The organism is Paenibacillus sp. NRS-1781, from assembly GCF_050467745.1.
Classification (GTDB): Bacteria; Bacillota; Bacilli; order Paenibacillales; family Paenibacillaceae; genus Paenibacillus; species Paenibacillus terrae_A.
Window position 1 is genome coordinate 1 of sequence record NZ_JBITPI010000067.1, and the last position, 11725, is coordinate 11725.

9 protein-coding genes are annotated in these 11725 nt (G+C 49.6%); 5 read left to right on the forward strand and 4 right to left on the reverse strand.

The window, feature by feature from the left end; translation table 11 throughout:
* Nucleotides 1-722: 722 nt before the first annotated feature.
* A complete protein-coding gene (locus tag ACIFO6_RS22265) occupies nt 723-2462 on the reverse strand; it encodes an ABC transporter ATP-binding protein (protein ID WP_430043995.1) in 1740 nt (579 codons plus the stop codon).
* On the reverse strand, nt 2459-4213 hold the full coding sequence (locus ACIFO6_RS22270; protein WP_430043997.1) for an ABC transporter ATP-binding protein: 1755 nt from the start codon (nt 4211-4213) through the stop codon (nt 2459-2461). The genes ACIFO6_RS22265 and ACIFO6_RS22270 overlap by 4 nt, the downstream gene beginning before the upstream one ends.
* A gap of 150 nt (nt 4214-4363) precedes the next feature.
* Between ACIFO6_RS22270 and ACIFO6_RS22275 the strand changes: the two genes are divergently transcribed.
* The 3 genes from ACIFO6_RS22275 to argS all read left to right on the forward strand — a co-directional run bounded on the left by ACIFO6_RS22275 (nt 4364) and on the right by argS (nt 7465).
* The gene (locus ACIFO6_RS22275) at nt 4364-5254 is read left to right on the forward strand and encodes a LysR family transcriptional regulator (protein ID WP_430043999.1); all 891 of its coding nucleotides are present in this window, start codon (nt 4364-4366) and stop codon (nt 5252-5254) included.
* A gap of 94 nt (nt 5255-5348) precedes the next feature.
* Nucleotides 5349-5789, forward strand: coding sequence for a DUF1934 domain-containing protein (locus ACIFO6_RS22280; protein WP_430044001.1), 441 nt, complete (start codon nt 5349-5351; stop codon nt 5787-5789).
* A complete protein-coding gene (argS, locus tag ACIFO6_RS22285) occupies nt 5786-7465 on the forward strand; it encodes an arginine--tRNA ligase (RefSeq protein WP_430044003.1) in 1680 nt (559 codons plus the stop codon). The genes ACIFO6_RS22280 and argS overlap by 4 nt, the downstream gene beginning before the upstream one ends.
* 83 nt (nt 7466-7548) lie before the next feature.
* On the opposite strand, the gene ACIFO6_RS22290 is transcribed toward argS, so the two are convergent.
* Nucleotides 7549-8409, reverse strand: a complete 861-nt coding sequence (locus tag ACIFO6_RS22290; protein ID WP_430044005.1) for a hypothetical protein — start codon at nt 8407-8409, stop codon at nt 7549-7551.
* A gap of 124 nt (nt 8410-8533) precedes the next feature.
* Nucleotides 8534-9427: a LysR family transcriptional regulator gene (locus ACIFO6_RS22295; RefSeq protein ID WP_430044008.1), complete on the reverse strand. Its 894-nt coding sequence runs from the start codon at nt 9425-9427 to the stop codon at nt 8534-8536.
* A gap of 201 nt (nt 9428-9628) precedes the next feature.
* On the opposite strand from ACIFO6_RS22295, the gene ACIFO6_RS22300 reads away from it, so the two are divergent.
* Together ACIFO6_RS22300 and ACIFO6_RS22305 are read left to right on the forward strand one after the other, a co-directional pair.
* Complete coding sequence (locus ACIFO6_RS22300) at nt 9629-10633, forward strand: ABC transporter ATP-binding protein (protein WP_430044010.1); 1005 nt, start codon at nt 9629-9631, stop codon at nt 10631-10633.
* A gap of 21 nt (nt 10634-10654) precedes the next feature.
* Nucleotides 10655-11725 carry an ABC transporter substrate-binding protein gene (locus tag ACIFO6_RS22305; protein WP_430044012.1) on the forward strand — a complete coding sequence of 357 codons (1071 nt, stop codon included), beginning with the start codon at nt 10655-10657 and terminating at the stop codon, nt 11723-11725.

Sequence of the window (11725 nt, forward strand, 5' to 3'; positions counted from 1 at the left end):
TCTTTAGTTCAAACTATATAGATTAAAGCCACTTTCGAGAAAAATTCTTGAAAAGCTAATCGGCACGGGTGAAATTAATCCAATTGCATATACTTTGTATAGAAATAAATCTGTGACGATTAATTACTCGGAAGTGAAAGAATACAAAGTTAATATTGAGTTGATCCAGAGGTCATCTGAAAAATCAATCATTAAGTTGTGGACATTTTTAAACAATACTTTTATACGAGATTCAGGAGAATTAATTTTATTACCGCACCAATGGTTTTTGGATGAAACATTTAAGGATAATCTAGCGATAAGATACTTTGCTAGCGTTTGTAAATCAATGAGGGTAACTGTTAACCCTGTTGACAAAACTATTATATATATATCCATTAGTTAGTCTCAATAAATTATGAGCGTTTCTTGATCGGAAAATGATCGCTTGATGACCCGCCACTAGACTTTAGCTGTGGTAAATATTTATCATGGAAAATCAATTAAGGAACGCACCGAAGCTTTCGAGCCTTGGTGATCAGGTTGGTTATTGAATGATTTCCGAAAAGCTTCAATTGGCACTCTTTAATTTTCTGGGAAGTACCCGTGATGGTAAGCCAACAGACGAGGAAACGCAAGAGAGAATCATCTATAAGAAAAAAGATGACACGTTACTGCTTATTACATCACAAAAAAAAGCCGATTGCTCTTTTGCAATCGGCTTATCCCCTCAGCCCCCTATGCTAGGCCGTAGTGAACTGGCTGTTATAGAGCGAGGCATAATGCCCCTCGCTGGCAAGCAGACCCTCATGGGTTCCGCTTTCGACCACATCGCCGTTTTTCATGTATAAAATCAGATCCGCTTCGCGGATGGTCGATAGTCTGTGGGCGATCACAAAGCTGGTGCGTCCGGCAATCATTTTCATAAACGCCTTCTGAATACGCGCTTCTGTCAGGGTGTCTATACTGCTGGTCGCTTCATCCAGAATCAGCATAGGTGGATCGACGAGGATGACCCGCGCGATGGTGAGTAGCTGCTTTTGACCTTGCGACAGGCTGTCGCCTGAACCGCTGATGACCGTATCGTAGCCATGAGGCAGCCGCTTGATGAAGCTATGTGCATTGGCAGCCGTCGCAGCCGCGATCACTTCTTCTTCCGTCGCTTCCGGCTTTCCGTAAGCGATATTGTCTCGAATCGTACTGCTGAACAGCCATGTATCCTGAAGTACCATACCAAAATTAGTTCGCAGGCTGTCCCGGCTCATGTCATTGATATTCACCCCGTCGATGGATATCGAGCCGCTATCTACATCATAAAAGCGCATGAGCAGGTTAACGAGCGTGGTTTTACCAGCTCCGGTCTGCCCGACAATCGCAACACGGGTACCCGGCTTAACCTCCAGACTAAAGTCCGTAATGAGCGTACGTTCCGGGTTATAGGAGAATTTCACATGATCAAAAAGAATTGTGCCTCTGCTGCGCTCCAAATGTACGGCGTTTGATTTTTCCGGCTGCTCAGACGGTGAGTCCAAAATAGCGAATATGCGCTGGGCAGAAGCTGTAGCCGCTTGGAACTGAGTCAGTACCCCTGTGATTTCATTAAAGGGTTTGGCGAACAGGTTCGTATAGATCAGAAAGCTTGACAATCCGCCTACCGAAATTACACCCAAAATGATGGATATACAGCCGATCATCGCCGTGACCGAGAAGGTCATGTTGTTCACCAGACGGGTGGAGGGATTGGACAATGATCCATAAAACTGTGATTTTACCCCGGCTTGATACAATTGGTCATTTTTGGCGGCAAATTCCTCCAAAGAACGGTTTTCATAATGAAAGGCTGTAACCACCCGCTGTCCGCCGATCATTTCCTCCACATAACCATTCAGGCTCCCTAAAATTTGGGCCTGTTCGCGGAACATACGTTGGGATCGTGTGGTAATAAACCGTGCCACGCCATACGTAACCGGGGCTGACACCAGCACGACCAGCATCATCATCGGACTGATATACAGCATAAGCACAATCGAGCCTATAATCGTTATAATCCCGGTAATCAAAGTAGAAAAGCCTTGAAGTAGCCCATCCGACACGGCATCCATATCGTTCACAAAACGGCTGATGCTGTCACCTTGCGGGTGATTGTCATGAAAGCTTAACGGCAGGACATTAAAATGTTCAAATAACTCTCGCCGCATATCATTGACCGTCTGATAAGCAATACGGTTTGTCAAATAGGTGAGCAGCCAGCTAAACAAGCTGCCAACGGCGTACACGATGCCCAATCCGGCAAGAATATGCGCGATCCCCCTAAAATCCACCACTCCCTTATCCACCATATGGTCGATGGCCTGACCGATCATATAGGGACCGATCAGACTGGCAAGCACGCTGAGAATGGCGCTAATGATGACCCAAAACGTTGTTTTTTTATATTGACCTACATAGGCTAACAATCTTCTCCAGGTTTCCTTGGCGCTCATTGGTCTACCTCCTGCGTTGAGAGCTGGGAACGATTAATTTCCTGATATACATCGGAGCTGCTCATCAACTGTTCGTGTGTGCCGACACCGACAATCCGCCCTTCATCAAACACAATAATTTTATCGGCATGCTGTACGCTGCTGACACGTTGCGAGACAAGCAGGACGGTCATGCTGCTGCTATTTTCCCGTAACGATGTACGCAAGGCGGCATCGGTTGCAAAATCGAGTGCACTTGAGGAATCGTCCAAAATGAGGATTTGCGGATTCCCTACAATAGCTCTGGCAATGGTTAGACGTTGCTTTTGACCTCCCGACAGATTAAGGCCCCCCCTGGCAATCGGAGCATTGTATTTTTCGGGCAGATTGGAAATGAATTCATCCGCTTGCGCAATGGCTGCGGCTCGGGCGACTTCCTCATCGGTGGCGTGTTCATGACCCCAACGAATATTATCCGCTATGGTGCCGGTAAACAGCAGCGCCTTCTGTGGAACAATCCCGATTTTCTGCCGCAATGGCTCAAGCTTATATTGGCGAACGTCGATGCCATCGACCTGAACACGCCCCTCCACCGCATCATAGAACCGGGGAATGAGATTCACAAATGTAGATTTCCCCGAACCCGTCCCTCCGATGATACCGACCGTTTCACCGGGGAAGATGTCTACGGTAATATCGCTCAGCGCCAATTGTCCGGTTTGGTTGTATCCGAAGGAGACGTGATCAAAAGCGATAACTGGTGCGGTTTGTTGTGAGAAATTATGATCTTTACCTGGCTGACCTTCAGATGTAGCAACATCGGAGATCGAAGCTTGTGTATCCAGAACCTCCTGAATCCGTGCAGCCGAGGTTGAAGCCTTGGTGAACAGAATAATTAAGTTGGTAACAACGATCAGAGCAAGCAAGATTTGCGTGATATAATTAATAAAAGCAATTATCTCCCCTTGTGTAAGAGATCCATATTGAATATGAATGCCGCCGACCCACAAAATCGCAATAATGGCTCCGTTAACCACTAACAAGGTGGCCGGGCTGAGCAAAGCGGAAATACGTCCGACACGGATGGCGGTTTGGGTCAGGTCATCCGATGCTGTATTGAACTTGACTCGTTCGGTTCCTCTTTTGGCAAAGGCACGTATGACCCTTACTCCTGTAAGATTTTCGCTTAGCACAAGAGCGATGTTGTCCAGCTTTTTCTGATACTGGCGGTACAGCGGCGAAGCCTTGGTGATCACCAGATACAGAATCAAAGCCAGAATTGGCGTAGCCCCCAACAGTATCAAGGCGAGGCGGAAGTCCAGAATCATCGACATGATAATAGCGCCAATACAAATAAAAGGAGCGCGAATGACCAGACGAATCAGCATCGCCACAGCCGTCTGGAGCTGATTCACATCGTTCGTGATCCGATTGATGAGTGAGGGTGTACCAAACTTATCCAGATCGACATAAGAGAACGATGAAATGTGCTTAAACATCGTATTGCGCAGCGTGGTTCCGAATCCTTGAGAGGCCCGGGCTGCGTAGAACTGGCACACCATTGAGCTGCCAAAGCCCAGCACGGTCATAAGCAACATCAACAGACCCATCTGCCAAACATAATGGGTATCTCCTTTGCCGACGCCATGATTGATCATTAGGGCTACCATGGTAGGCAGCAATAATTCCAAAATCGCCTCAATCAGTTTAAACAGAGGTCCAAGAATACTTTCCTTCTTATAAGGCTTCAAAAAAACAGCAAATTTCAGCAAATAAACCATCACCTAACCTGAATAATGTATAAAGCCCGTTGACCCAATCTGATAACTGAATATGATTATGGCATATCCCCAACCATATGAATAATATTTAATATATATTAGAGGTATAGGTTTTACATATATCAGTACCGGAGGTTCATGATGGAATTGAGACATCTCAAGTATTTTTTGGCGATTGCAGAGGCGGGACAAATCACAGCGGCAGCTAAAAAGCTGAAAATCGCACAGCCTCCCCTCAGTCAGCAGCTTATGCAGCTGGAGGAGGAGCTTGGTGTAAAGCTCATGCATCGAGGCCCGCGAAGCATTCATCTGACAGAGGCCGGAATCATTTTGCAGAACAGGGCCAAGCAGATATTGGAGCTGACGGATGCCACGACGAGGGAAATAAACGATTTTGCTATGGGTATTAATGGAACGCTCACGATAGGAACCGTCTCTTCTTCTGGCGCAGCCCTGATGAAAGACAGGCTTTCCGAATTTCACAAAACCTATGCGGGCGTAAAATTTGAAATTCATGAGGGAAATACGTTCATGATCCTCGATCTGTTGAACAAGGGGATTGTAGAGGTCGGTATCGTCAGAACGCCGTTCAACACCACCGATCTGGGGTGCAGATATGCAGCCTCCGAGCCGATGGTCGCGGTGATGACAGAAGAGCATGACTGGAACCCTGACCAGAAGACGATTCCACTGTCCGACTTGAAAAACAGACCGCTCATCGTATACCGTCGCTTTGAGCAATTGATCCACGATGCCTGCATGAAGCATGGCTTTGAGCCAAATTTCTTTTGCAAAAACGATGATGCCCGCACTACGCTTCACTGGGCTAATGAAGGACTGGGTATCGGTATGATTTCGCGATCCGCGCTGTCTTTGGGCAGCAATAACCAGTTAATGGTGAAGGAAATTATGTGTGAAGAATTGCATACTCGTGTGGCGGCTGTTTGGCTCAAGGATAAATACATGTCTTCTCTGGCTTCCCGATTTATCGAAAGCTTTAGCCAAGCACCTCATGGAGTCACTCCACAGTAGCTGTTTTTTTTGTGGATGAAAGCATCTTTTTGTAAAATCTCATTTGAATTGCAAACGGGAACTGGATATAGTAGTACAGTAGGATAGCGATAGAATGGAGTCTGAACACATGCCACATAATGCAAAGGTCCAAATCCGTCTTCATAGTCATCATGACGGAGAAGATGTGGTACAGGAGCTTCCCGGAGAAGCCATCATGCGTGGGAAGCATCTATATGTAAGGTACGATGAACCCCAAGAGGGACCTGAGGGCGGAACGACACGGAACACAATCAAAATTGGACCGGATGAGTTGAAGCTGATTCGTCATGGCGAGGTGCAATCGGAGCAGTCATTTGCGCTGGGACGAAGATTGCCGGGATTTTACCGATCGCCTTATGTAAGCTTGAACATGTCTGCGCATACGCAGAAGCTCGATATTCGAATGGACGGATTTACCGGACATGTGAGCTGGACTTATGATCTGTACGTATTTGAGGATTTCTCGGGGCATTTTGCCATCAGTTTGCATATACAGGAGGAGCAACAATCATGACAAGCAATCCACTGGAACTTATAAATCAAAAGGTGACCTCAGCTATCGAGGCAGCGGTACTGGCTGCCGGAATCGTGAGCCGCGAAGAGCTGCCGACGATTACGCTGGAGGTGCCGAAGGACAAGTCGCACGGTGATTTGGCTACGAATGCTGCGATGCAGCTCACCCGCATTGCGAAGAAAAACCCGCGTCAAATTGCAGAAGATTTGATCGCAAATATGGACTTGGCTGCCGCTTCGATTGAAAGCGCGGAAATTGCCGGACCGGGCTTTATTAACTTCCGTCTGAACAAAAGCTACCTTTATGCTGTCATTAAACAAGTGCAGGAGCAGGGAGCGGATTACGGACGTATACAGGAAGGTGCAGGCAAAAAGGTACAAATCGAGTTCGTCAGTGCGAACCCGACAGGTAGCCTGCACTTGGGCCATGCGCGCGGTGCGGCAGTAGGGGATGCCCTCTGCAACGTGCTTGATTTTGCCGGATACAAGGTAACTCGTGAATACTACATTAATGATGCGGGCAACCAGATTTACAACATGAGCCGCTCGATTGAGGCGCGTTACTTGCAGGAGCTGGGACAGCCTGCCGAGATGCCAGAGGATGGGTATCATGGTGAGGACATCATTGGCTTTGCCAAGGAGTTGGTGGCCGAGAAGGGCGATTCCCTGCTGTCTTTGACACCAGGCGACCGCGCAGCTTATTTCCGTGACTACGGTCTGGAAAAGGAACTGAACAAGATCAAGCGCGATCTGGAGCTGTTCCGTGTACCTTTTGACTCCTGGTTTAGCGAAACATCGCTGTATGAGAACGGTGAAGTGCTTAAAGCACTGAATGAGCTGCGTGACCGTGAGGAGATTTACGAGAAGGACGGAGCCACATGGCTGAACACAACCAAGTACGGCGACGATAAAGACCGTGTCTTGATCAAAAATGACGGTACATACACGTACCTGACCCCGGATATCGCTTACCATCGTGACAAATATGCCCGTGGGTATGATACAATCATCAACATTTGGGGAGCGGATCACCACGGCTACATTCCTCGGATGAAAGCAGCTATGGAAGCACTGGGCAATGACCCGGATAAGCTCAAAGTGCTGATTGCCCAAATGGTCAGCCTGTTCCAAAACGGGGAAAAGGTAAAAATGTCCAAACGTACCGGCAAGGCCGTGACGATGGAAGACCTGATGGAAGAAGTGGGTGTGGACGCGATCCGTTACTTCTTCACGATGCGCAGCATGGATTCACATTTGGATTTTGACATGGATTTGGCGATTTCCACTTCCAATGAAAATCCGGTATTCTACGTGCAGTATGCCCACGCGCGGGCGTGCAGCGTATACCGTCAAGCTGAGGAGCAGGGCATTGCCGTACTGCCGTTGGCAGAGGTTGATCTGTCCAAACTGACGGCTGAGCATGAATACGACCTGTTGCGCAAAATCGGCGAGCTGCCGGAGGAAATATCGGTAGCGGCTGCGAGCTTTGCGCCGCACCGTATGATTCGTTACGTCTACGAGCTGGCATCGCTGTTCCACAGCTACTATAAAGCAGAGCGTGTGATCACTGAGGATGCCGCTCAAACGCAGGCCCGCTTGGCACTGTTTGGCGCGGTGCGTACTACGATTGCCAACGTCCTCAAGCTGGTAGGCGTGTCTGCACCAGAACGCATGTAAGCAATCCACTTTAATGATAAAGGGAACCGTCCGTACCATCCCCAGCAGGGTGGCACGTGCGGTTCCTTTTTTGTTTGAGTAGCTTAGTAGCGTTCCAGCACTAAATTCGTTTTCAGGGAATCGGCGGGAACCAGCCATCCTTTGGATTGCAGCAGATTAATCAGCTTGGTGCGATTGCTGGAGGCAACGCTGTAGTCCGAGGTTTTGAAGGAGATTTCAATGATGGTATCTGTACCTGATTCGTTCGCACTGCGGATAGGCCAGACTTCAACGTCGGTATCCAATCCTTGGAAGGTTCCTCCATATTTGCTGACCTGTACAGGACCGCGTACTCTGGAGTCTGCCAGGGCTTGTTTGCCCCAATTGCTGGTTTTCCAGTTTTGCAGCTTGCCCGGAAGATTGTCCAATAGTTGCTTTAACGCCTGATCCGGGGAGGGAAGAGTTAATCCTTTGGAAGCGCTCGTTTTTTTGTCATTGGAAAAGCTCAGCGTCTGCTTGCTATAACCCCAATCCACCTCGGCATCGTAGTTATCGTCGGATGCGCTGAAGCCTTCTTTACTAGCTTGGGTGAGAGCTGCGTTGATATCTCCGTTCGTGACTGTGTACCGCTTCTTGTAGGTTAATTCATAATTCTTTTTATCTTCTTTTTTGCGAAATCTGACATTCCAGCCCTCGTTGTTCAATTGCAGCTGATCCGTGTCAAAATATTCGACGCTCAATCGTTGCGCAGCTTCGCTAATTTGAAACTCGTTGGCTACACTGCTTTTCAAAGAGCCGTCCGCATTGAGGACCTGAGCTGTATCCAGCAGCAGCTTTACCTCATAGCTTGGTGTGGCATTGGGGGCAGCCTGTGCAGGCTCGGCACCCTTTAATCCCGTTACAAGCAGCACTGCACTTAGGGTGAATACCGACACAGCCTTTGTGATCCGAAGAACCGTTTTCATCCAATCCTCTCCTTCGTCCGAATGGGGTACACGCTACACTTTACGGGTGTAATGTCAGTCGTATGTCAAGACAAGCTGGTACTTTGGTTAAAAAATAACATAATTTCTATATGACAGGTAAGATTTATTCTTGGTTCCCAGATAAATATTCAGCAAACTGGCGTATTAGCGCCGAGCGGTGGCGGTCCTTATTGCTAACCATATAAATGTACCGCTCCACACGTTGGCCCGGAATGGGCCGTATGACCAGCATCCTGCGTTCGATCTCGGACTGCACAGCTACGCGGGAGACGAAAGAGACGTGTTCTCCCAGCATGACCGCCTGTTTGATAGCCTCCAGCGAATCCAGCTCCAAATAGGAGGGGAGGCGGCGTCCGCCATGCTCCAGCCATTTGTCGGTCATTTGGCGTGTGCTGGAATCCTTGCCGTGCAGCACGAAAGAGGAAGAAGCGATTCGCTCAGATGTTAAATCGGTTTCGCTTGCGAGCGGGTGATCCGGTGCGCAGATCAGTACCAGTTCATCCTCGCCCAAGGATTCCGATACCAGCGTGGGCACTTGAAACGGCTCTGTAGAAATAACGCCAAGGTCGATTTCGTGACGGGCAAGCATGTCCTTGATCACCGGAGCAGTTTTCACGGACATAGCAATATGAATCCCCGGATGTTCCCGGGCAAAACGGTGCAGCACCGCAGGAAGCACATAGGTAGCTGGTACATAGCTTGCGCCGATTCGAATGCTCCCTCGCTGGAGTGTGTCGAACTCGCATACAACCCGCTCCGCCTCGGCGGCGAGCGCATTAATCTTGCCGGCATAGTGTAGCAGCGCGTGCCCGGCATCCGTCAGGATGATTTTGCCCATACGCGTGTCGAACAGCTTCACCCCCAAATCCCGCTCCAGATTTCTCATATGAAAGGTAATGGTCGGTTGTTTCAGACCGAGAAGCTCGGCTACTGTGGTAATTTTATGATGCTTGTTCAGCAACTCTACAATATGCAGCTTCAGAAGACTTAAATTCACTTGGAATGCCCCGCTTTCAGGTTGATCGGAAATTCATGCCCGCTCCATGTGCGGCGGTACCAATCCCCTCTATATAGATTAAATCTATGAGTGTTAACACAATTCATTGAAATAATTAATTTTGTTTTAACTTTCCAATAACATAGGCTGCGAATTCAAGCTTTACACTGGGGTCAGTCATAAGAACAGGCAGGTAATGCGATGAATCAGGATCTATATATTCACGGGTTGAGTAAAACCTTCGGCCATATGACCGCATTGCACGAGACGAATCTGGTTGTACGGCGGGGACAATTCACAACACTGCTCGGTCCATCCGGTTGTGGAAAAACAACGCTTTTGCGTATGATCGCAGGGCTGGAGACGCCGGATACCGGCACGATCACGATGGGAGAGGAAGTTCTTTTTTCGGCTGAACGCAAAAAGGATATTCCCGCGCATCTTCGTCATTTCGGCATGGTGTTTCAGGATTTCGCGCTGTGGCCGCATATGACGGTGTTTGAAAATGTGGCCTTCGGCCTGCGTGCGGGCAAGCAGGGAAAAGGACCCGGTTCCGGTAGCGGGCGTGGCAAGGAGCTGCGAACAGCAGTATTGGAGGCGCTGGACAAAGTCAGACTGTCGGGGATGGAGGATCGGTATCCTCATCAGCTGTCTGGTGGCCAGCAGCAGCGGGTCGCTTTTGCCCGCGCGGTCGCCATTCGGCCGAGGCTTGTCTTGTTTGACGAGCCGCTCAGTGCGCTGGACGCGGTGCTTCGCGAAGAGATGCGCATCGAAATGCTGTCGCTGGTGCGCGATCTGGGGCTGACTGCCCTGTACGTCACCCATGATCAGATCGAGGCCATGTCAATGTCCGATGAAGTGGTCGTCATGAGAAGTGGACATATTTTGCAGACCGGAACACCGGAGATGATCTACGGTCGCCCATCTCATCCAGAGGTGGCTAGGTTCATTGGCAAATCGAACTGGCTGGAGCCGGAACGAACACTATTCCGTCCCGAGCATGTCCGCTGGGAACAGAATCAAGTGGATCAGCGCTCTTTTACAGTGGAGATTCGTCATATCAGCTATGTTGGGGACCGTTATGAAATCCGCATACTGGCGGCGAGCGGCGAGCTATGGACTGCATATCATTCCACCCGCTTGCCTATCGGGGAACAAAAGCAAATTTGGGTATCACCGCAACACATCCACCAACTCGATTCATAGGGAAAAGGGGTATAACACAAGATGATGAACAAGCACGTTTTTCGTACAGGTTGGAAAAAGGGCGCGATGCTCGCATTAACATTGACCTTTGGACTGGCTGTCGCAGGCTGTGGAACGGCTACACCATCCAAGGATGGAGCGCAAGCCACCGGATCAGCAGGACAAGCCGGAGCGGCATCGACCGATCAGAAGCTGGTTGTCTACAGCGCAGGCCCGGACGGGCTGGCAAAAAAGCTGGTAGCGGGGTATGAGGCGCAAAGCGGAGTGAAGGTCGAGCTGTTCCAGGGAACGACAGGTAAAATTTTGGCCCGCATGGAAGCCGAGAAGGCGAATCCGGTAGCAGACGTGGTGGTGCTGGCATCTCTTCCGTCTGTACAAGGCTTGAAAAAAGACGGCCTCACGCTGCCCTACCCGGATGCCCAAAACGCGGACAAGCTGAATCCAGCTTGGTCCGACAAGGAAGGCAACTACTTCAGCACCAGTGCTTCCGCATTAGGTATCGCGTACAACACGAAGCTGGTGAAGACACCGCCGACTTCATGGGCCGATCTCACGAAGCCGGAGTACAAGGACCAAATTAATATTCCTGATCCGTCCCTGTCTGGCTCGGCGCTGGATTTTATGACAGGCTACCTGAGTGCCCAAGGGGATGGGGGCTGGACGTTGTTCGAGCAGTACAAGGCTAACGGCGTAGCGATGGCTGGAGCCAATCAGGAAGCGCTGGACCCGGTCATTACCGGAGCCAAAAGCATGGTCGCTGCTGCGGTTGATTACATGACCTACAAGGCCAAAGCCAAAGGAGAGCCGATCGACATTGTTTATCCGAAGGAAGGAACGGTCATCAGCCCGCGCCCTGCGGCGATTCTCAAATCGACACAGCATGAGCAGAACGCCAAGGCATTCATTGACTATCTGCTGTCGGATGAGGCGCAGAAGCTGGTAGCGGACGCTTCCTTGCTTCCGGGCCGCACGGATGTCAAAGCAGATAAGCGCGCTAATCTGGATGAGATTCCGTTGCTGAAAACCAATTGGGAATGGATGGGCGAGCACGGGCCTGACGTGACGGAGAAGTTCACGCAAATGTTCAAGTAG